This is a genomic window from Streptococcus australis ATCC 700641, assembly GCF_000186465.1.
GTDB lineage: Bacteria > Bacillota > Bacilli > Lactobacillales > Streptococcaceae > Streptococcus > Streptococcus australis.
This window is the reverse complement of record NZ_GL636091.1, coordinates 1,641,447-1,661,733: the sequence shown is the minus strand read 5'-3', so window position 1 is coordinate 1,661,733 and position 20,287 is coordinate 1,641,447. Positions and strand designations below refer to the sequence as shown.

Here is a 20,287-nt window from a genome sequence, read left to right as displayed (position 1 = left end):
ATTTTGTTTTATAAGGAGATTATTTTATGATCAAACAGGATTGGCTTGATTACTTTGAAGCTGTGAACGGTCGTTCAGCAACTGAAGCAGAGATCGCTCAAGCATTGGCTGCAGGTGAGTTCCAAGAAGAACAGGTAGCCCAAGAAGCTTCACAATTTGTAGGTGCTCCAGTAGCTCCAGACCAAGTAAACGCTGGATTTGTTGCTGCTCCAGCTGCACCAGAAGAAGTGACTTCTCAATTTGCTGCTGCCCCAGAAGCACCACAATTCGCTGCTGCTCCAGCAGCACCAGTGCAAGAAGCACCACAATACACTGCTGCGCCAGAAGCACCAGTACAAGAAGCACCACAGTTCAATGTTGCACCAGAAGCACCAGCTCAAGAAGCACCACAGTTCAATGCTGCCCCAGAAGCACCAGCATTTGGCGCTCAACCAAATAGCTTCCAACAAGCGCCTCAACAACAGCCACAACCAGGATTTGGTCAACCAGCTCCAGGTCAAGTTTTCCAACAAGCACCTTATCCAGGGCAACCTCAACCAGGTCAAGCCTATTATGCACAACCTGCTCAACCAAACGCTTTTGGTCAAGCAATGAAAGGATTCTGGTCATGGATTGTATCTGCTTTGGCTCGCCCAACAGTAGAAAATCAACCAAGAGTATTGAATGGTATTCTTCATTATGTCTTAACTGCATTTATCCTTAGCCTCTCACTTTTCTTCGTGGCGAGTGCCTTCCCTTACGCTCAAGTAGGATTTACGGCTTACCTATTGATTGTCATTGTAACTTTCTTTACAATTTACGCCACTCAATTAACTGGTTTCTTGGTTCGTCACCTTGTCTTGCAAGATAAAGAATACACCTACAAACGTTCATTCGATGAGTTTGCTCGCTTGTCTATCTATGCCTTGCCAGCATCCCTCATTGTCTTAATTTTTTCTCTAGTTAAGTACTTTGAAGGATTTAGCTTCCTTCGATCGTTAATCTTCGTTCTCTATTTCTTAGGCTTGCTATACACTGTTTACCAAGGTTTGAACAGAACAAAAATCAAGGCTGACAAATTCTTGTTGCTCCTTGCTTCAACAGCAGTCATTCTAGTCATCTTCACAATTGTTGGCATCGTTGACAGACGCATTTTAGAACAAGTATCCGTCTATATCGCTTCCTTCTTTTAATCGGGTAGGAACCTTGTCATAAAATTCTTGTTCATATAGATATCGGATAAAAAATATTTTAGGTTTTAGGAGAACATACCGATGAACAAAAAATGGGTAGAATTATTTGAAAAAGTGATCGGTCGCAAACCTACTCCTGAAGAATTCATTGCCGGAAGAGATTCCGGCTTTGATTTTAAGGCAATCAAATCGATTGCTGGAGTAGCGATCGACCAAGTGGCGTCAGAAGCGCCAGGACTAGGAGGGCAGGAACCAGTAGTAGAGCTTGTAAATCCACTCCAACAGGCCTGGGAAGAGCGTTTCTTCGCCCTCTATGGACGTGCGCCACTTCCAGAAGAGATTGAATCAGCTCGTAGCCAGAACTTTGAAATTGTAGAAGGACCTGCTCCAACGATTCACTTGGATGAGACCAATCAAACAACACAGGTCTTCGCGCCAGTGGAGAGCCCGTCAGAGGCTCCAGAAAGTCTGTCCCAGCCAGTTGAAGGCCTAGCGCCAGCAGAAGCGCCAGAGCAAGAAGAAACTGTCAAGAAAGGCAAGAAAAAGAAAGAAAAGAAAGTCAAAAAAGAGAAAAAGGGCAAGAAAAAGAAAGTTTTCTTCTTCAGTATTTTGGCTTTGTTGGTCTTGGCCTTGTCTGGACTAGGCTATTACTTCTCGACAACTACGGGCCCACAGGTGACAGTAGACAAATTGGTCACAGCCATTGAATAAAAGGATTACCGGGAAGTGGCTAGCATCCTTTCTAGTGACAAGGACAAGTGGACCAAGGAAGAAGCTCAAGGCTTGCTTGACTACATGACTGCTCAGAAGATCGATGTCATTTACGAATTAGATCATATCGCCCAGTCTTCAAAAACAGGTATTGTCAAAGACAAAAAACAGAATCTGCTAATCGGGATTGAGAAGGCGGATAAGAAATTCGGTATCTTCCAAGAATACCGCATCGCGACCTATCCACTTGAAGTCACAGCAACTACGAATCTGGATGATGCCAAGCTTAAGACCAGTGAAAAAGAGTCGACTGTGCTCAAGAAAAACCAAACAACCAAACTTGGAAAGGTTCACTTTGCACCTCGAGACATGCAACTAGACGGTAAGACCGAAGTTGGAAAGATCTCTAGTGAGGTCAAGCTAGATCCAGCTCAAGCTTCGAAGAATAAGCTGGACTTGACCTTCAATTCTGAAAAACGTCTTCTGGAAGTTGAATTCCCCGAGGAAGTCAGCAATCCAACGGATATCAAGGTAGCCGTGAATGGCAAGGAAGTCGGCACAAGTACTTTATTTGAAGTCGATGTCGTAGCCCATCAAGAAATCGAGGTCCATGCAGTCTTTAGTGTCAACAATGAGAGCTATACAACTGAAAAGGCCAAGGTTACGATCGGTGAAACTCCGGATGATGATGAAGTCATCACTTTGAAGTTTTCTAAGGATGTAGCCAAACGATTAAAAGATGTAGAAACAGCTCGTAAAGCCAAGGAAGAAGAAGCCAAGAAGGCAGAAGAGAAGAAAACTGCTATCACCTCCTTCCTCCAAGACTACCGGACAGAAATCTTCTCATCTGTCTCAAGTAGATCCAACACCTACTCCAAGTACTATGACACTTCAAGTGATGCCTATAAGGAAATGGTGGAGTGGACAACAGGTGGCGGAGTCAAGAAGGCTGAAATCGACTACTATACACCAGGTGTTTTCAATGTTCTCAGCGTTACCGAAGAGAATGGAATGGTGATCGTGAAAACCCATGAAGAATATACTGTGCACTATGTGACCAGCCGAAAAGATAGCCAGAGTAGCAAGGACAAGACCTACACCCTGAAACCTGTAGGGGATACTTACGTGATTACGGCTATTGCGGTCACGGCTGGTAATTAGGAGGTTTATGATGAAATTAAGCATGACAAAATGGACGCTTGCTGGCCTGGTTCTGTTGAGCCTAGGTGCTTGTGGCCAACAGAAGGAGTCAAAGAGCTCATCTCAAAAAGAGCCTGCTTCCAGTAAGCAAGTTGCTCAGTCGTCAGCCAGCAAAGAAACCAGTGCTTCTGAAGCAACTTCATCTGACGATAACAAAAAGTCAACGAAGAAGGCAGGCGAAGTAACGGTGGACCAAGGTGTTTCCTTTAATGGCTCTTATTACAGTGTCCAAGGAAAGTCTGGAGATATCGTCATCGCCAACAAGCACTACCCCTTAGCTGCAGACTACAATCCAGGTGAGGATCCAACAGCTGTTGCGGCCTTGCACGAGTTGATCGCAGCCATGCAGGCTGAAGGCTATGCTATCAGTGATCAGTACAGTGGTTTCCGCAGTTATGAGACCCAAGTAGATCTCTACCAAAGCTATGTCAATCAAGACGGTGTCGCTGCAGCAGATCGCTACTCAGCTCGTCCTGGCTATAGCGAGCACCAGACAGGTCTAGCATTTGACCTCATCGATACCAGTGGCAATCTCGTTCAAGAACAAGGCGCAAGCAAATGGTTGCTCAAGAACGCTGCCAAGTATGGCTTTATCGTCCGTTATCAAGAAGGAAAAGAAGCGAGCACGGGCTACATGCCGGAAAGCTGGCACCTTCGCTATATCGGAGAAGATGCAAAAGATGTCGCAGCATCAGGAAAAAGCTTAGAAGAATACTTCAACTTTACCGGTGGCGACTACGAATAACAAGAAAACCGCTCTTTCAGGAACCTGAAGGAGCGGTGTTTTTGTGTTGGGCAGGACAAGAAAAAACCACTGCCAAGTGGAAGTGGTTTTGATGGGTTTCTTATTTGAGACCGTATTTTTTGTTGAAACGATCCACACGTCCATCTGCTTGAGTGAACTTTTGACGTCCAGTGTAGAATGGGTGTGAGTCTGATGAAATTTCAACACGGATCAATGGGTAAGTTTCACCTTCGAATTCAACAGTCTCGCTAGAGTACTTAGTTGAACCACTAAGGAACTTGTAACCAGTAGTAGTGTCCATGAAGACAACAGGGCGATATTCTGGATGGATATCTTTTTTCATTTTGCAATATTTCCTTTCTGCCATGGTCTCTTTCCGAGCCATAGATTGTTACTAAGCTAGTTTATCAAAAACAAAAGAGTTTGGCAAGGATTTTTACCAAATTTTTCGCATTTTATAAAGAAAAAAAGTGGGAGAAGCTCATCCTATTAGGCAAGCTTTTCCCACTCTGACCAACACCCCTAGTAAGGAAATGTTGGACATGTATGATCAATAGAAATCTATTTATTCTTGACCAGGTTCAGTAGTTGGCTGTTCTGGTTGTTGAGGTTGCTGTTGCTCTTGTGGTTGCCAAGCTTGTTGAGGTGCTTGTTGGAAACCTTGTTGAGGCTGTTGAGGTGCTTGTTGGAATCCTGGTTGAGGTTGTTGAGGCGCTTGTTGGAAGCCTTGTCCTGGAGCAGGTTGACCAAACCCTTGTTGCGGTTGTTGCCATTGTTGTTGATTAGGTTGACCAAACCCTTGTTGAGGTGCTTGTTGGAACCCTTGTCCTGGGGCAGGTTGACCAAACCCTTGTTGCGGTTGTTGGAATCCTTGTCCTGGGGCAGGTTGACCAAACCCTTGTTGAGGTGCTTGTTGGAACCCTTGTCCTGGAGCAGGTTGACCAAATCCTTGTTGAGGTGCTTGTTGGAACCCTTGTCCTGGAGCAGGTTGACCAAATCCTTGTTGAGGCGCTTGTTGGAATCCTTGTCCTGGAGCAGGCTGACCAAACCCTTGTTGTGGTTGTTGCCATTGTTGTTGACCAGGTTGACCCGGTTGTTGTGGTGATTGGACAGATGATGCAACAGACTGTGCGAATCCTCTACTTGTTGATGCAAGTTCTTGGAATGTTCCTTTAGTGATTTTACCACCAGACATCGCAAGAAGTCCTGTGATCACAATAGCAACACTTGCAATGACTGCAATAATCAAACCAAAACCAATAGAAAAGCCATCACCGAATTCAGATGAAGCACCCAAAACTCTAAACATAGTGATGATCGTAATTAAGCTTTCAAGAATACCGATAGCAATGACACCAATGGAAAAATTCTTGTTCATTGGTGGAGCAATGTTTGGAAGACAAGCTAGAACGATGGCACCAATAGCTAGGACAACGATGACCCATCCAAATTCACCTCGAATTCCACTGAAAGAATAACTTCCGAAGGATCCACCATTAAGTGTACTCCATGGCAAAAAGGTAGAAATGGCAGTAAGAGCTGCTGCGACAATGATAAAAATACGATGTTTATGCATAAAACGTCTCCTTTTTTTGTGATTATTATAGCATAAATAAGCTCAAACTGGAATGGAAATGTAAGAAATCGTTCACATTATTCTTAATATTATTAAAATTCATTCGTTTTTGTTTAAAATGAAAAAAGGCCAATCATCTCCACTAGAGATGACTGACCTGTGTATTTGATTCTTCATGAATATCTACTTTGCTTTGGCAACTTCCTGTAGTTCCTGATAGATTTGCTCGTTTTCTTCTAAGGAATAGGAATTTGCACCACTGGCGAGTGGGTGGCCTCCACCATCGTGGCGTTTGGCAATCTCGTTGATCACCAGAGCTTTACTTCTCATACGGACGCGGTAGTGGCCATCGGCTTGCTGGACAAAAATAGCCCAAACACTGACGTCTTCGATTCGACCAGGTGCTGAGACGATCGCAGCAGTCTCGGCATCTGTGATTTGGTAATGTTTGAGGAGCTCTTGGGTAAGGGTCACGCGACTTGCTCCATTTTCATCGATTTCGAGATTGTCATAGACATAGCCTTGAAGCTTGGCAATCTTAGAGCTCATGCTATCCATCTGGCGAGAAAGACTTGCGAAGTCAAAGTCAAAGCTACGAAGGTGGGCAACCATCTCGAAAGTCCGGCTTGTCGTCGAAGGGTAGAGGAAGCGTCCAGTATCTCCGACAATGCCGGCATAGAGGAGACGGGCCGCTTCTGGACTGATCTCAAGCTGTTGTTCAAGAGCGAAGAGGGTGATGAGCTCGCTCGTAGAGCTCGAGTCGGTGTCTACCCAGAGGAGATCTCCGTAGGCATCGTCGTTTGGATGGTGGTCAATCTTGATCAGAAAATCGCCGCTTGTGTAGCGCTTGTCATCGATGCGAGGGGTATTGGCAGTATCGATGACAATGACCAGGGCACCTGCATAGTCTTCATCTGTGACAGTATCCATACTAGCCATCCAAGCAAGAGTTGGCTCGTTAAAGCCGGTAGCTAAGACTCTTTTGTCTGGGAAGTTGGTCTGGATGATTTCTTTCAGGCCGACTTGGCTTCCTATCGCGTCCGGATCGGGATTCATATGACGGTGAAGGATAATGGTATCGTATTGGTTGATTTTCTCTAAAATGTCCTGTGTAATCTGCATATAGTACCTCATTTAGTTCTCATTCAATTTTAGCATAAGGCGGGCATTTGGAAAAGAAAAAGATTGTCTGGCTCTCTGGTAGAGAATTTCCGAACAATGCCAGGTACCCAGAACTTCCCCATGCAAAATGCGCGCGAAAGTGGTATAATGTCATAAGATTATTATTTGGAGGGAATTATGACATTAGCAAAGATTGTTTTTGCAAGTATGACAGGAAATACAGAAGAGATTGCTGATATCGTAGCAGACAAGTTTCGTGATCTTGGTGTCGAGGTAGAAGTCGATGAATGTACAACAGTAGACGCAGAGGACTTTCTTGAGGCTCATATTGCAGTCGTAGCAACCTATACCTACGGTGATGGTGAGCTTCCTGACGAAATCGTTGACTTTTATGAAGACTTAGCTGGTCTTGACTTGAACGGTAAGATCTACGGTGTCGTTGGTTCAGGTGATACCTTCTATGATGAGTTCTGTAAGGCGGTCGATGACTTTGATCGTGTCTTTGCAGCGACGGGTGCGGTTAAAGGTTCTGAGTGCGTCAAAGTGGATCTGTCAGCTGAAGACGAAGATATTGAAAAATTAGAAGCTTTTGCAGAAGAACTTGTAGCAAAAGTCGGCTAATCCATAGTTAAGAAAGGTGTTTGCATGTGGCAGGCACTTTTTTTATGGCTAAAAACCTTCAATAGCTGGATGGGGCTAGTAAGATTGCCCGATTTTTGATAAAATGGGTAGCAAAAAGTGAGGAGACCAGTGTATGGAATTAGAGAAGATTCGCCAAGAGATTGATAGCATTGATAAAGAATTGGTCCGTCTATTAGAACGCCGGATGCACTGTGTGGAAGATATCATTCGGTACAAAGAAACCCATCAAAATCCTGTGTTGGACCGGGCTAGAGAAGATGAGGTATTAGCCAATGTAGCTGGTTTGGTACAGGAAAAACGCTATGAAGAGACCATCCTTGCCACTTATCGGGACTTGATGAAGCGCTCTAGAGGCTACCAGGCCGATCAATTAGATACGGACTAGGGAGCTTGCAATGACGATGATTAAAAGAACCTTAGTTTATACCCTAGATGCTCTCCTGATCGGGGGAATCGTTGGGGTGATAGATACCCTCTTTGGGCGTGTCTTGATCGAGATTGGAGAAGTTCGTACGGATTACCTTCTCTATCTCTTACCCTTTCTGGCGCTAGCAGGTATCTTGATCACCTATCTCAATCAAACCTATGGAGGCAAGAGTCAAAAAGGGATGGAGCTCCTCTTTGAAGTCGGAGAGGGTAGGGAGAAAGACATTCCCAAGCGCTTGATTCCCTTGACCATCCTTTCTACCTGGTTGACCCATCTCTTTGGTGGATCCGCTGGTCGAGAAGGAGTGGCGGTCCAGCTTGGAGGAACAGTCGCCCATGCTCTACGAAGAGAGGGACTTGCCCCAGACGCTTCACGGATCTATTTGGTCACTGGGATGGCTGCTGGCTTTGGCGGACTCTTTCAGACGCCCCTAGCTGCCATCTTCTTTGCCATGGAAGTCTTAGTGATAGGGAGACTAGAATGGCGTGCTCTCTATCCTGCGACTATTGCAGCCTTTGTCGCTAGTTGGACCTCTCACACCTTGGGGCTAGAGAAGTTTACTCAAGTGTTTTCAGACAAGCTCTCCCTATCACCTCAAGTGCTCCTGCAGTTTCTTCTCTTAGGGCTCATCTTTGGTCTGACAGGCAAGCTCTTTGCCTATCTTTTGGGGCAGTTAAAAACTAGTTTTGCTAAGGCCTTTGTCAATCCCTATGTGCGGATTGGAGTCGTCGGTCTCGGTCTAAGTGTCCTCTTGTATCTGATTGGGACAGGTCGCTATACAGGACTGGGGACCAACCTGATCTCCCAAAGTTTTGCGGGAGCTGAAGGCAAGAACTTGATCACTGGAGCAGACTGGATCCTCAAGCTTCTCTTTACGGTGACGACCATTGCTGCAGGCTATAAGGGAGGAGAAGTGACCCCGCTCTTTTCTATCGGGGCGAGTCTGGGTGTCTGGCTAGCTCCTTTCTTTGGACTTCCGATTTATCTGGTAGCCGCCTTAGGCTATGCGGCGGTCTTTGCCGGAGCAACCTCGACGACGATCGGACCTATCTTGATTGGGTGTGAGGTCTTTGGTTTCCAGCATTGGCCAGCATTTCTCCTGGTCTGTCTGGTCGCTACGCGTCTCTTTCCAGCCCTGTCTATCTATGCTGAACAAAAAGTTGCGAAAAAGTTGCAATAATCCTTTACAAACGGACATTCTTTTGGTATTATAAACTTTGTGCGTAATGGAAGCACAAAAATACAGTTTATCCGCTGGGGGAGTAGCCCTCAAGATTGACGAAGATAGGAGAATAAAATGAATCCATTAATCCAAAGCTTGACTGAAGGTCAACTTCGTACTGATATCCCTGCATTCCGTCCTGGTGACACTGTTCGTGTACACGCGAAAGTTGTCGAAGGATCTCGTGAACGTATCCAGATCTTTGAAGGCGTTGTTATCGCTCGTAAAGGTCAAGGACACACTGAAATGTACACTGTTCGTAAAATCTCTAACGGTGTCGGTGTTGAACGTACATTCCCAGTACACACTCCACGTGTAGAAAAGATTGAAGTAGTACGTTACGGTAAAGTACGTCGTGCGAAATTGTACTACCTTCGTGCATTGCAAGGTAAAGCAGCTCGTATTAAAGAAATCCGTCGTTAAGACGAACAAGGAGGCGGGAGTGATCTCGCTTCTTTTTTTATAGGTCCCCTTAGTTCAATGGATATAACAACTCCCTCCTAAGGAGTAGTTGCTGGTTCGATTCCGGCAGGGGACAGAAGTAGAAAGAAAACACTGAATATTCAGTGTTTTTTTGTTGGTTATTAACTCATAAGATGATGATTATATAGCAGATTTTAGGTAATTAGAATTCATGAAAATAAGTAATTCGGGGTAAAAAAACGCTCTCTTTCTTATGTTATAATAGACATAGAATGTTTAGGAGAAAAAGATGAAGAAACTTAAACGCTTATTTTTGGGTATTAGTATAGTGCTAATGATCTTACCCCTTTTTGCTCTAAATGGATGTAGTTTGGGTGGAGAAACCATTCCCAAAAACAGGACAAAGAAGCAGTACGAATTCGAAAAAACGTTTGAACCTATGTTTAAATTTTTAGAACAAGACAAGAAGGATTTTACGGGATTAAAGGCATACTCTAGTAGAGTTTATATAGAAAATCAAGATGAAGTAAAAAAATACGAAGTGGATTTAGATATTACTCAAGCTGATATTAAAGGTGATTATACAATAACAATTGGGGAGAATAACGAAACTGTTCCGGTTACATATTCTAATGGGAAGTTAAATTATGAATCGGAAATAAATCCTTTATTTGATGAGGAAATTCTTAATTTAGTTATTAAAAGAGATCATTTTGCTTATTTAGATGTGAAAGAAACATTCAAGAGTGCAGAAACAGAACTTCGTGATATCATCTATGCACCAGAAAATCACTCGGATCTCTATAAACATCTTAAAAACAAGTACTTTATGCCAGAAGATACTGTCTGTCGAATAAGAATAAGTTACTCTAGTTATACAATTTATAGTATTACAATTCAGATGATTTCAGAGGAAAAAACAGTTCAAATAACATCAACCATATTTAAAAATAGTAAGTCATAAAAAAGATAAAATGTCTTATCAAATTTCATTTCTTATAAAAACATGAAGGTTAATCCAAAAATAATTTAGCCAAAAATTTGACCAAATATTGATCAAGTTTATCCTCAATCTTATTAGAATAGGCTTTCTAAGCATATTTTATGTTCCTGCAGGGGACAGAAATAGAAAAGAAAACACTGAAGATTCAGTGTTTTTTTGTTGGTTTATGGAAGTATGGATCTTGGGGAAAGTGCTTGTATGATATAATAGTGGAAAATGAGAACAATCAATTTCACTTACTGAGCAAGGGTTGCCTTGAGAGGATAACTTTCAGACGATGATGTGTCATAGTTGCAATAGTTTGTAGAGCCTTATATAAGATGGGAATGTGGTAGATAGATCGAAAGGAGTAGGTCATGGGGAAAATGAATCAGTCAGCCAAGATGGGAACACCAAAGAAAGCCTCCATTGGAGCCTTAGTTGTGGGGAAAAATCTCTCTGATTTTCTTGTGTACGGATCGACCATCTTCTGGATTTTCTTTCTGATGCCAGGGCTATTCTTGCTGAGTCTTGTCTTCTTGTTTTTCACTGGTGAGTCCAATGCAAAAGGCTCAGACTTTCCAATCTTTCTCTTTTATATCTTAATCATCCTCTTTTTCGCCTTAATCCTGGGCTTGCTTTGGCTAGGATTCAAGTATCTGAAAGGGTTTGATAGCTACCTAAGAAGTATCTTGATAAAAGATGTCAGTGATCAAGAGCTGCTGGCCGAGTTGGAGATAGCAGATGAGGGTGAGCGGCTCAGAGCCTTGACTCAATGCTTAATCCATGAAAGCTACCAGCATCAAGTACGAGTAGGGAATGTCGATGTAAGGGAAGAAAAATGCTGGGTCATGAAGAAGCAGTATCGAATGACAATCGTCACAGACTGGGGACCTTTTAAGAAGATCCCGCTCCAAGTCGTCCCAGTGGAGAAGGTGGAAAAAGCGATCCATCAGGACGATACCTTTGCAGAAATTAGCCAACCAAAATGGGAAGATTAGAAAATGATGAATTGTAGATTATTGCCTTTATGATTTCCATTTATTGTTTTTTTAAGCTTTTATTGTTACAATATCCATATAGACAAAAAGACTGGGATTCCAGCTTTTTAATTGTTTTAAAGAAAGGTTTTTTATGAAACGCAAATCGATTTTGTTTCTATTTTTATTCTTGCTCTCGATTGGTCTGGCCTATGAGACGCAGTCTATCACAGCTGGTTGGATGACAGGCAGTCAGTATGGGATCATTGGTATCTCTGTCCTCTTGCTCCTAGTTTATGCGATTCCTGCAGTTTGGGCTCTCTTTCATTTCGCCAAGAAGTGGAAGTTGTCTTGGATTCCGGTTCTCTTTTCTCTTCTAGGTGGGGGCTTTATCGCAGGTTGGTTATCTAGTTTTGCCAACACTTATTTCCACGAGATGATTCAAGCGGTAGCGCCAAATAGCGATTTTTGGAACCAGTATGAGAGTGCGATTGCAGGCCCCCTCTTTGAGGAACCCTTCAAGTTGATTCCGATCTTCTTTGTCCTCTACTTGTTCAATGTGCGTCGGATCAAATCTATCTTCCTTTTAGCGATTGCATCTGGTCTTGGTTTCCAGATTGTGGAGGACTTTGCCTATATCCGTCAAGACATGCCAGAAGGCTTCTCTTACGCAGTATCTGGTATCCTAGGTCGGATCATGAATGGAGTCGTATCACACTGGGTCTACACAGCCCTCTTCATGGTGGGTCTCTTCTTGATCGTCCAAGCGACAAAAGGTCGCAAGGAGTTGATGCTGACGGGTTGGTTCTATTTTGTATCTGGTTTTGGCCTTCACTTTGTCGGCAATTCACCATTTGGCCAAATCGAGACAGAACTCCCTCTCGCTATTCCATTCTTGACAGCAGTAGGACTCTTCTTGGTCTACCAAGCCTACCTCACTGTTCAAAGTCTGGACCAAGGAAATTAATAATAGAAAAATCGTATGTTTGCAACATACGATTTTTTTGAATTCTATTTTCCAAGACAGAACTGGCTGAAGAGTTGGGTGATTAGCTCGTCTGGAGTGGCATCCCCTGTGATTTCTCCGAGAATTTCCCAGGTGCGGGTCAGATCGACTTGGAGTAGATCTACTGGCATGCCCATAGCCAGGCCTTCGTTGACTGCTTGGAGGCTTTCAACGGCTTTCTCAATGAGAGAGATGTGGCGAGCATTGGAGAGATAAGTAGCATCTTGCTCGACCAGGCCAGCATTTTCGAAGAAGAGGGCATTGATTCGGTCTTCGATCTGGTTGATATTTTGGTTTTTCAGAACGGAAATCTTGATATGATCGGCAGGAATCTCGTCCAACTCGATTTGCTGCGGGAGATCGACCTTGTTGAGGAGGATGATGCGGTTGCTATCTTGAGAGATCTCTAGCAACTGACGATCCTGATCGGTCAAGGGTTCACTGGCATTGAGGACCAGAAGGACCAGGTCGGCTTCTTTAAGGGCTTTGCGAGAGCGCTCCACACCGATGCGTTCGACGATGTCCTCGGTCTCGCGGATCCCAGCCGTATCGACCAGCTTGAGGGGCACCCCGTTGATGTTGACGTATTCCTCGATGACGTCCCGGGTTGTCCCTTCGATATCAGTCACGATGGCTTTTTCCTCACGCAGGAGGTTGTTGAGAAGGCTGGACTTGCCGACGTTTGGCCGACCGATGATAGCAGTAGAAATCCCTTCACGCAAGATCTTACCGCGACGGGCAGTCTTGAGGAGATTGGTCAAGAGGGCTTCGAATTCAGTGGTCTTTTCGCGGATGATCTCGGTGGTTGCTTCCTCGACATCATCGTACTCAGGATAGTCGATGTTGACTTCGACTTGAGCTAGAGTATTGAGGATTTCTTGACGGGTATTGTTGATCAGATCAGACAGGGATCCGTCCAACTGTTTGACGGCGATGTTCATAGCCTTGTCGGTCTTGGCGCGGATAATATCCATGACCGCCTCAGCCTGGGTCAAATCGACACGACCATTGAGGAAGGCCCGCTTGGTAAATTCACCTGGCTCAGCAAGACGTGCCCCTTCGCGGATCACCAATTGCAGGATTTCATTGGTCACCGCAATCCCACCGTGAGTGTTGATCTCGATGATATCTTCGCGAGTGAAGGTCTTAGGAGAGCGCATGGCTCCAACCATGACTTCGTCGAGGATCTCATCCTTATCTGGGTCCACGATATGGCCGTAGTTGAGGGTATGGCTAGCCACGCTGGTCAAGTCTTTACCCTTGAAGATTTTTTGTGCGATTTTAAAGCTATCCGTTCCGCTTAGGCGGACAATTCCGATAGCCCCCTCACCGAGCGGAGTCGAGATCGCGGCGATAGTATCAAATTCTCTAGTAATCATGTATCTTCTCTTTTCCTGTGTATTCCCTTCTATTCTATCGTAAACTAGCAAGAGGGGCAAGATATTGCTTTTAGAAGGAGAAGTTGAAAAGGTTTTCAGTTAAGTAGTGAAATCTGTCGGCCAATATGCTATACTAAATATGAATAGAAATGGAGGTCTATGATGGTAAACCTAAAAGAACAGGTAGGGATTAAGGCGGCTGAGTTTGTTACTGACGGCATGATTGTCGGTCTTGGTACAGGGTCAACTGCTTATTATTTTGTGGCTGAATTGGGACGTCGCATCAAGGAAGAAGGTTTGAAGATTACTGCTGTAACGACCTCAAGCGTGACCTATGAACAGGCAGAAGGCTTGGGAATTCCTCTCAAAGCCATTGACGATGTAGAAGTGGTAGACTTGACAGTAGATGGTGCAGATGAAGTAGACCCAGCTTTGAACGGGATTAAAGGTGGGGGCGGTGCCCTCTTGATGGAGAAAATCGTTGCGACCAACTCAAAAGACTGCATCTGGATTGTCGATGAGTCTAAACAAGTGGAGACGCTTGGTGCCTTTAAACTGCCGGTAGAAGTGGTTCAATACGGGGCAGAGAATCTTTTCCGTCATTTTGAGAAGAAGGGTTATTCACCAGCTTATCGTGAAAAGGATGGCCAGCGCTTTGTGACCGACCAAGGGAACTTTATTATTGATTTGGATTTGAAAGTGATCCCAGATGCTGAAGCCTTAGCAGAAGAGTTGGACCGGACTGTCGGTGTTGTCGATCATGGTCTCTTTTTAGGAATGGTTTCAAAAGTCATCGTAGGGACACCAGAAGGTCCAAAAATCATTAGCAAATCACTTTAAAAAGGGCATTTTGTCCTTTTTTCTACGGATATAAAACTTATTTATAAAATTTTATATGAAAGCGTTACATTTTCAAAAAATTGTGTTATACTGTATTCAGTTTAAATTATAAAGGAGACATTCAAAATGCCAAAATTTAATCGTATGCATTTAGTTGTATTGGATTCAGTAGGGATCGGAGCAGCTCCAGATGCTAATAACTTTGTCAATGCCGGTGTACCTGATGGCGCATCTGACACACTTGGACACATTTCAAAAGCAGTTGGTTTGAATGTACCAAACATGGCAAAGCTTGGTCTTGGAAATATTCCGCGTGAACAACCCTTAAAGACTGTACCTGCTGAGAGCAATCCAACTGGTTACGCAACGAAGTTAGAAGAAGTCTCTCTTGGAAAAGATACCATGACAGGTCACTGGGAAATCATGGGTCTTAATATTACAGAACCGTTTGATACTTTCTGGAATGGATTCCCAGAAGAAATTATTACTAAGATTGAAGAATTCTCAGGTCGTAAGGTCATCCGCGAAGCTAACAAACCTTATTCTGGTACAGCGGTCATCGATGACTTCGGACCACGTCAAATGGAAACAGGCGAGTTAATCATCTATACATCAGCTGACCCAGTTCTTCAAATCGCAGCCCACGAAGAGATTATTCCTTTGGATGAACTCTACCGTATCTGTGAATATGCTCGTTCTATTACATTGGAACGTCCAGCACTTCTTGGACGGATTATTGCTCGTCCATATGTTGGGGAACCAGGAAACTTCACACGTACGGCCAACCGTCGTGACTTGGCTGTTTCACCATTTGCGCCAACTGTTTTGGACAAATTGAACGAAGCTGGTATCGATACTTACTCAGTTGGTAAGATTAGTGATATCTTCAATGGTGCTGGTATCAACCACGATATGGGCCACAACAAATCAAACAGCCACGGTATTGACAACTTGATCAAGGCTATGAAATCAGAAGACTTTAAACATGGATTCTCATTCACTAACTTGGTAGACTTCGATGCCCTTTATGGACACCGTCGTGATCCACACGGTTACCGTGATTGCTTGCATGAGTTTGATGAGCGCTTGCCAGAAATCATCGCTGCTATGAAAGAAGATGATCTCTTGATGATCACGGCTGACCACGGAAATGACCCAACTTACGCTGGTACAGACCATACGCGTGAATACATCCCATTCTTGGCTTATAGCCCATCCTTCAAAGGTAGTGGCTTGATCCCTGTTGGACACTTTGCGGATATCTCAGCTACAGTGGCGGACAACTTCGGTGTGGAGAAAGCCATGATCGGTGAAAGCTTCTTAGATAAATTGGTCTAAGATGACGCGATTTGCCTTACTCGTAAGAGGAATCAATGTTGGCGGCAAGAATAAGGTGGTCATGGCGGATCTGCGTCAGCAATTGACGGATCTAGGCCTCAGCCAGGTGGAAACCTACATCAACAGTGGCAATATCTTCTTTACGACGGATCTTTCGCGGTCTCAGTTAGTGGAGGGGCTGTCGACCTTCTTTGAGAACCATTATCCCTTTATTGAGCGCTTTTCTCTCCTGAGTCGAGAAGACTATGAAGCAGAATGTGCGAGCTTGCCGAAATGGTGGTCAAAAGAAATGGCTCGTAAGGATGTCCTCTTTTACACCGAGGGCTTGGGTAGGGAAACCGTAGAAGAGAAGCTGCTTGCTTTAGATTTGGGAGAAGAAGTGCTCCACTTTGGCAAGGTAGCGGTTTTCTGGGGGAAATTCTCGGAAGCAAGCTATGCTAAAACGGCCTACCACAAACATCTGATGAAGATGCCTTTCTATCGCCAGATGACTATTCGCAACGCCAATACCTTTGACAAAATCGGTACATTACTTAAAAAATAAAAGGAGAACACAATGACATTATTAGCAAAAATCAATGAAACAGCAGCATTTTTGAAGGGCAAAGGAATCGAAGCTCCTGAGTTTGGTTTGATCCTTGGATCAGGCCTTGGAGAATTGGCTGAAGAAATCGAAAATGCAGTTGTAGTAGACTACTCTGACATTCCAAACTGGGGTCAATCAACAGTAGTCGGACATGCTGGTAAATTGGTTTATGGTGATCTTGCTGGACGTAAAGTCTTGGCCCTTCAAGGACGTTTCCACTTCTACGAAGGAAACCCATTGGAAGTGGTGACTTTCCCAGTTCGTGTCATGAAAGTTTTGGGATGTGAAGGAGTGCTTGTCACCAACGCTGCTGGAGGTATCGGCTTCGGTCCTGGTACCTTGATGGCTATTACTGACCACATCAATATGACAGGTCAAAACCCATTGATCGGTGAAAACTTGGAAGACTTTGGTCCACGTTTCCCTGATATGTCCAAAGCTTACACTCCAGAATACCGCGAGACTGCTCATCAAGTAGCAGACAAATTGGGCATTAAATTGGATGATGGGGTTTATATCGGTGTGACTGGTCCAACTTATGAAACTCCAGCTGAAATCCGTGCGTATAAGACTCTTGGTGCAGATGCTGTCGGTATGTCTACAGTTCCTGAGGTTATCGTTGCTGCTCACTCTGGTTTGAAGGTTCTTGGTATTTCATGTATTACCAACTTTGCAGCTGGTTTCCAAGAAGAGCTCAACCACGAAGAAGTAGTCGAAGTGACAGAACGCGTTAAGGGTGACTTCAAAGGCTTGCTTAAAGCTATTCTTGCTGAATTGTAAGAACCTTGGAAAGAATTGTGAGATCCCTTAAAACAATTCCCAATAAACGAAGACTAGTCCTAGCAGCTTGTCTGCTTGGGCTTGTTTCGGGTTTAGCGGGTATCCTGCTTCATTACCTTTTAGAGTTAGTGGAAGGATTGGCTTTTGGTCGTTCAGAGCACCAGTCTGGCTTCTTGACGGATGGAGTGGCGCCTTCACGGATTTTGCTCAGTCTGTTTCTTGTTGGTGCCAGCTCAGCCTTGGTCTGGTATCTCCTACAGCGAAAGGGAAATATTCTCTCTGTTAAGGGCCAGATGAAGGAGGAATCTTCATGTACTCGCCTTCATTTCTGGAAGCAGATGCTCCATTCCACCTGGCAAATAATTGCTGTAGGAGCTGGTGCACCAGTAGGAAAAGAAGTAGCACCACGGGAGATTGGGGCCTTGTTGGCGCCTCCTCTTGGACGAGTACTAGACTTATCGTTTCAGGACCGCATGTTTCTAATCGCTTGCGGGGCTGGCGCAGGCTTGGCAGCGGTCTACCAAGTGCCACTAACCAGTGTCTTTTTTATCTTTGAAACCTTGGGGCTGGCATTTTCGATGAAACGCTTTGTCTTGGCTGGGATTACCACTTATGTGGCTACTTATACGGCGGGTTGGGTCATTTCAGACAGAGCCCTCTATCAAGTGCCCGAAATAACTTGGTCACCTACAGTCTTGTGGCAGATGGTTATCTTCATTGCCCTCCTGACTCCAGTCGCCTGGCTCTTTGCCCGTTTCACAAAGAAGGCCGCCAATCATCGAATCAAGGACAAACGAATTCTTATCACTTTGCCATTAGCATTTGTTTTCCTAGCTGGTCTAGCAAGCTTCCAGCCCCACCTGCTTGGAAATGGGCGGATGATGGCTCAGGAAATCCTCAATGGGGCCACATGGCAGACGATTCTACTCCTGTTTACCCTAAAAGCTCTAGTCGTTCTGCTTACCTTTTGGGCAGGTGCCTATGGAGGGACTCTGACGCCTTCCTTTGCACTGGGAATGGCAGGAGCAGCCCTCATCTCTTTGGTACTTGGTGTTGGAAATACTCCAGCTTTCTTTCTCCTAGGTTCGGTTTGCTTTTTGACAGTGACCTTAAAAGCTCCCTTATCTGCAACTGGCTTGGTCCTTGGGTTTACGGGACAAGGGTTAACAGCTCTACCCTATCTCTTGCTGACAGCTTTTCTAACTGTTGGTTTCTCCAAAGGATTGGATCATCTCATGGGGAAAAAAATCAAGGAGTCTCCAGTAGATAAGATTCAGTAGTTTTTATGTAGGTGATTTACCCTACAAGCTAGATGAAACCTATCTTCTTATGGTATAATTTAACTAAGCATATAAGGAACCAGGGTTGTTGGGGGTGGAATAAACCCCACTTTTGATGCCTGGCCTCTATGATGAATTCGGAAAGCTAGAGTTTGTGTTGCGATTTGAACATGAGCAGAAAGCTTTCTAAAAAATACACACAGAAAGGTAGAGCATGTGTTCTGATTTGAACACGAGCGGAAAGCTTTTCAAAACACTCAATAAAAAAAGAAAGGATGGGTTAACTGTATTCGCTGAACTGAATACGGGCGGAGAACTGTGTAAAAAAGATAAACTGTCTAGCATCTGCGATGCGTCGTCAGTTTCCTATTTTTACTTTGTTCTCTGTCACCCTTTATATCTTAATTATGTCTATCCATATTGCTGCTAAGCAAGGTGAAATTGCTGATAAAATTCTCCTTCCTGGAGATCCTCTTCGTGCGAAATTTATCGCTGAGAACTTTTTAGAAGACGCTGTTTGCTTCAACGAAGTTCGGAACATGTTTGGTTACACCGGTACCTACAAGGGTCACCGTGTATCTGTCATGGGAACTGGGATGGGGATGCCATCGATCTCTATTTATGCGCGTGAGTTGATCGTCGACTACGGTGTGAAGAAATTGATCCGTGTGGGTACAGCTGGTTCTTTGAATGGCGATGTCCACGTCCGTGAATTGGTCTTGGCACAAGCTGCCGCAACCAACTCAAACATCATCCGTAACGACTGGCCTCAATACGATTTCCCACAAATCGCAAGCTTTGATTTGCTAGATAAGGCCTACCACATTGCCAAGGACCTTGGCATGACGACTCACGTTGGTAATGTCTTGTCTTCTGATGTCTTCTATTCAAACTATGGTGAAAAGAACATCGAACTTGGTAAGTGGGGTGTCAAAGCTGTAGAAATGGAAGCAGCAGCTCTTTACTATCTTGCTGCTCAACACCATGTTGATGCGCTTGCTATTATGACTATTTCAGACAGTTTGGTCAATCCAGATGAAGATACAACAGCTGAAGAACGTCAAAATACTTTCACAGACATGATGAAAGTTGGTCTTGAAACCTTGATCGCAGACTAATGACAGAATACCTTCATGATGAGTGGCTCTACGACCTTCAGACCTACCAGTATAGTCGGGCCCTTCGTTCTGCTAAGAAGCAGAAGAGCTTGCCAGAGCTGGTCTTGACCTTATTGCGGTTAATGGCCGAGCGTCGAGAGCTCAATATCCAACCAATCATGAACCAAAAGTTGAGAACCGAGTTGCTAGAAGTGACTGGTTTTCAGCTTTTTTGGCATGAGGACCCAGAAGAGGAACAGTTGGCGAACTATCTGTATGACTTAGAAGCCAAGCTTCGCAACGAGCAGATTATTGACTTCATTCGGGCGGTGAGTCCTGCTATCTATCGGATCTTTATGCGCTTGATTGAGATGCAAATCCCAGATATTGCAGACTACATCCACAACTCCAAGGAGTCCAGCTATGACCATTGGAAGTTTGACAAGATTCGGGCCTCTGACAATCCAGCCTTGCAACAATTCCATAGTGAGAGTGCGGTCAATTCGTCCAGTTTGACGGAGTTGATCTTACACTTGGACTTGCCGGATTCCACTAAGGATGCGGCCAAGCAACTGCGGGAGTTGGAGAAATCTGTCCGCAATCCTCTAGCTCACTTGATCAAACCCTTTGATGAAGAGGAACTCCACCGGACGACTGGATTCTCTTCCCAGCATTTTATGGAGCTTCTGGTGAGCTTGGCTCAGGAGACGGGGATTGTTTACCAGCGAGAACCTTTTTATTTCGATCAGGCCAATGCTGTTATCGAAGCACTCTTGTAA

22 protein-coding genes, 1 tRNA gene and 1 pseudogene are annotated in these 20,287 nt (G+C 44.4%); 20 read left to right on the top strand and 4 right to left on the bottom strand.

Annotated elements, in window-relative coordinates; genetic code table 11:
* Positions 1 to 26 precede the first annotated feature (26 nt).
* The 5 genes and pseudogenes from HMPREF9421_RS07785 to ldcB all read left to right on the top strand — a co-directional run bounded on the left by HMPREF9421_RS07785 (position 27) and on the right by ldcB (position 3,828).
* Complete coding sequence (locus tag HMPREF9421_RS07785; protein WP_006596470.1) at positions 27 to 1,172, top strand: DUF6574 domain-containing protein; 1,146 nt, start codon at positions 27 to 29, stop codon at positions 1,170 to 1,172.
* An 81-nt stretch (positions 1,173 to 1,253) separates the two neighbouring features.
* On the top strand, positions 1,254 to 1,883 hold the full coding sequence (locus HMPREF9421_RS07780; protein WP_006596469.1) for a hypothetical protein: 630 nt from the start codon (positions 1,254 to 1,256) through the stop codon (positions 1,881 to 1,883).
* 12 nt (positions 1,884 to 1,895) lie between these two features.
* A pseudogene (locus HMPREF9421_RS11165) lies at positions 1,896 to 2,108 on the top strand (TcaA second domain-containing protein); the annotation flags it as partial.
* A gap of 144 nt (positions 2,109 to 2,252) precedes the next feature.
* On the top strand, positions 2,253 to 3,044 hold the full coding sequence (locus HMPREF9421_RS07775) for a TcaA NTF2-like domain-containing protein (protein WP_420864459.1): 792 nt from the start codon (positions 2,253 to 2,255) through the stop codon (positions 3,042 to 3,044).
* Between the two features lie 10 nt (positions 3,045 to 3,054).
* On the top strand, positions 3,055 to 3,828 hold the full coding sequence (ldcB, locus tag HMPREF9421_RS07770) for an LD-carboxypeptidase LdcB/DacB (protein ID WP_006597250.1): 774 nt from the start codon (positions 3,055 to 3,057) through the stop codon (positions 3,826 to 3,828).
* A gap of 100 nt (positions 3,829 to 3,928) precedes the next feature.
* On the opposite strand, the gene HMPREF9421_RS07765 is transcribed toward ldcB, so the two are convergent.
* From HMPREF9421_RS07765 to HMPREF9421_RS07755, 3 genes are all read right to left on the bottom strand, one after another.
* Entirely contained in the window at positions 3,929 to 4,171 is a 243-nt protein-coding gene (locus tag HMPREF9421_RS07765) for a type B 50S ribosomal protein L31 (RefSeq protein ID WP_003016441.1), read from the bottom strand.
* A gap of 222 nt (positions 4,172 to 4,393) precedes the next feature.
* Positions 4,394 to 5,404, bottom strand: coding sequence for a hypothetical protein (locus tag HMPREF9421_RS07760; RefSeq protein ID WP_006596466.1), 1,011 nt, complete (start codon positions 5,402 to 5,404; stop codon positions 4,394 to 4,396).
* Positions 5,405 to 5,587: 183 nt separating this feature from the next.
* A complete protein-coding gene (locus HMPREF9421_RS07755) occupies positions 5,588 to 6,526 on the bottom strand; it encodes a DHH family phosphoesterase (protein WP_006596465.1) in 939 nt (312 codons plus the stop codon).
* A gap of 177 nt (positions 6,527 to 6,703) precedes the next feature.
* Between HMPREF9421_RS07755 and HMPREF9421_RS07750 the strand changes: the two genes are divergently transcribed.
* The 8 genes from HMPREF9421_RS07750 (at position 6,704) to HMPREF9421_RS07715 (ending at position 12,169) form a co-directional block, all read left to right on the top strand.
* Positions 6,704 to 7,147: a flavodoxin gene (locus HMPREF9421_RS07750; protein ID WP_006596464.1), complete on the top strand. Its 444-nt coding sequence runs from the start codon at positions 6,704 to 6,706 to the stop codon at positions 7,145 to 7,147.
* Positions 7,148 to 7,280: 133 nt separating this feature from the next.
* Positions 7,281 to 7,553 (top strand): chorismate mutase, encoded by a 273-nt coding sequence (locus tag HMPREF9421_RS07745; protein WP_006596463.1) that lies wholly within the window; start codon positions 7,281 to 7,283, stop codon positions 7,551 to 7,553.
* A gap of 10 nt (positions 7,554 to 7,563) precedes the next feature.
* Positions 7,564 to 8,775 carry a chloride channel protein gene (locus tag HMPREF9421_RS07740; RefSeq protein ID WP_006596462.1) on the top strand — a complete coding sequence of 404 codons (1,212 nt, stop codon included), beginning with the start codon at positions 7,564 to 7,566 and terminating at the stop codon, positions 8,773 to 8,775.
* Between the two features lie 117 nt (positions 8,776 to 8,892).
* On the top strand, positions 8,893 to 9,240 hold the full coding sequence (rplS, locus tag HMPREF9421_RS07735; RefSeq protein ID WP_003003254.1) for a 50S ribosomal protein L19: 348 nt from the start codon (positions 8,893 to 8,895) through the stop codon (positions 9,238 to 9,240).
* Positions 9,241 to 9,283: 43 nt separating this feature from the next.
* A tRNA-Arg gene (locus HMPREF9421_RS07730) sits at positions 9,284 to 9,355 on the top strand.
* Positions 9,356 to 9,529: 174 nt separating this feature from the next.
* Positions 9,530 to 10,204: a hypothetical protein gene (locus HMPREF9421_RS07725; protein WP_006596461.1), complete on the top strand. Its 675-nt coding sequence runs from the start codon at positions 9,530 to 9,532 to the stop codon at positions 10,202 to 10,204.
* Between the two features lie 395 nt (positions 10,205 to 10,599).
* Positions 10,600 to 11,223, top strand: a complete 624-nt coding sequence (locus HMPREF9421_RS07720; RefSeq protein ID WP_006596459.1) for a hypothetical protein — start codon at positions 10,600 to 10,602, stop codon at positions 11,221 to 11,223.
* A 133-nt stretch (positions 11,224 to 11,356) separates the two neighbouring features.
* Positions 11,357 to 12,169, top strand: a complete 813-nt coding sequence (locus HMPREF9421_RS07715) for a PrsW family glutamic-type intramembrane protease (protein WP_006596458.1) — start codon at positions 11,357 to 11,359, stop codon at positions 12,167 to 12,169.
* Positions 12,170 to 12,213: 44 nt separating this feature from the next.
* On the opposite strand, the gene mnmE is transcribed toward HMPREF9421_RS07715, so the two are convergent.
* On the bottom strand, positions 12,214 to 13,587 hold the full coding sequence (gene mnmE, locus HMPREF9421_RS07710) for a tRNA uridine-5-carboxymethylaminomethyl(34) synthesis GTPase MnmE (protein ID WP_006596457.1): 1,374 nt from the start codon (positions 13,585 to 13,587) through the stop codon (positions 12,214 to 12,216).
* 162 nt (positions 13,588 to 13,749) lie between these two features.
* Between mnmE and rpiA the strand changes: the two genes are divergently transcribed.
* From rpiA to HMPREF9421_RS07675, 7 genes are all read left to right on the top strand, one after another.
* Positions 13,750 to 14,427, top strand: coding sequence for a ribose-5-phosphate isomerase RpiA (gene rpiA, locus HMPREF9421_RS07705; protein WP_040803071.1), 678 nt, complete (start codon positions 13,750 to 13,752; stop codon positions 14,425 to 14,427).
* Between the two features lie 126 nt (positions 14,428 to 14,553).
* Positions 14,554 to 15,765 (top strand): phosphopentomutase, encoded by a 1,212-nt coding sequence (locus HMPREF9421_RS07700; RefSeq protein ID WP_006596455.1) that lies wholly within the window; start codon positions 14,554 to 14,556, stop codon positions 15,763 to 15,765.
* 1 nt (position 15,766) lies between these two features.
* Positions 15,767 to 16,309: a DUF1697 domain-containing protein gene (locus HMPREF9421_RS07695; RefSeq protein ID WP_006596454.1), complete on the top strand. Its 543-nt coding sequence runs from the start codon at positions 15,767 to 15,769 to the stop codon at positions 16,307 to 16,309.
* A gap of 12 nt (positions 16,310 to 16,321) precedes the next feature.
* Positions 16,322 to 17,131, top strand: coding sequence for a purine-nucleoside phosphorylase (locus tag HMPREF9421_RS07690; RefSeq protein ID WP_006596453.1), 810 nt, complete (start codon positions 16,322 to 16,324; stop codon positions 17,129 to 17,131).
* A 17-nt stretch (positions 17,132 to 17,148) separates the two neighbouring features.
* Positions 17,149 to 18,411 (top strand): chloride channel protein, encoded by a 1,263-nt coding sequence (locus HMPREF9421_RS07685; RefSeq protein ID WP_006596452.1) that lies wholly within the window; start codon positions 17,149 to 17,151, stop codon positions 18,409 to 18,411.
* Between the two features lie 407 nt (positions 18,412 to 18,818).
* Positions 18,819 to 19,529 (top strand): purine-nucleoside phosphorylase, encoded by a 711-nt coding sequence (gene deoD / locus HMPREF9421_RS07680; RefSeq protein WP_040803271.1) that lies wholly within the window; start codon positions 18,819 to 18,821, stop codon positions 19,527 to 19,529.
* A complete protein-coding gene (locus HMPREF9421_RS07675; protein WP_006596450.1) occupies positions 19,529 to 20,287 on the top strand; it encodes a hypothetical protein in 759 nt (252 codons plus the stop codon). The genes deoD and HMPREF9421_RS07675 overlap by 1 nt, the downstream gene beginning before the upstream one ends.